The sequence below is a fragment of the Peribacillus sp. P4_C12 genome (genome assembly GCF_056402095.1).
The window spans coordinates 1-848 of the sequence record NZ_JBFUIB010001003.1 but is presented as its reverse complement, the minus strand read 5'-3'; the positions used below and the strand labels follow the sequence as shown (position 1 = coordinate 848).

The window sequence follows — 848 nt, the reverse complement described above, 5'->3', positions numbered from 1 at the left end:
TGAGAGGGCCGCCCTGAATTCCTGGGAACACAGATTTATTAATCGATTTGATAATCTCTTCATCGTTTGTTAAAACGATACCCCCGCGAGGCCCTCTCAATGTTTTATGAGTAGTACTTGTCACAACATCTGCATATGGGATTGGGGATGGGTGAAGACCGGCCGCTACCAGCCCTGCTATATGAGCCATATCCACCATAAGTTTTGCTCCAACTTGATCAGCAATTTCTCTAAATCGTGCAAAATTAATGGTTCTTGGGTAGGCACTTGTCCCTGCAATAATCAATTTTGGTTTTTCTTTCTTTGCGATAGCTTCCAACTCATCATAATCAATTAATTGGGTATCTTCTCTAACTCCATAAGACACAACTTCAAACCATTTTCCTGAAACACTGACTGGACTTCCATGAGTTAAGTGGCCGCCATGTGAAAGGTTCATTCCCATTACTTTATCACCAGGCTGAAGCAGTGCGAAAAATACTGCGAAATTTGCTTGTGCACCCGAGTGAGGCTGAACATTTGCATATTTGGCACCAAACAGCTTTGTTAAGCGCTCAATAGCTGCTTGTTCTGCCACATCGACAAATTCACATCCGCCATAATAACGTTTTCCTGGATAACCTTCTGCATATTTATTCGTCATTACACTTCCCATTGCTTCTAATACATCTTGGCTGACGAAGTTTTCTGATGCAATCAACTCTAAGGTTTGATGCTGACGATTTTGCTCGTTTCTGATAGCTTGAAAAATGATTGAATCATTTTGCTGTAAACTCATTTGTACTCCCCCTTGAAAATTTTTGTATTAAAGGTTTGTTGCATAGCTAGTGACTACGAAACACTACCCT

The 848-nt window shown here is 40.9% G+C and carries 1 protein-coding gene; it reads right to left on the bottom strand.

Going from position 1 to position 848, the window contains the following annotated elements; all coding sequences use genetic code 11:
- On the bottom strand, nt 1-778 hold a 778-nt coding region (gene glyA / locus AC1DUW_RS30845), incomplete at its 3' end, for a serine hydroxymethyltransferase (protein ID WP_477644454.1).
- Nucleotides 779-848 lie beyond the last annotated feature (70 nt).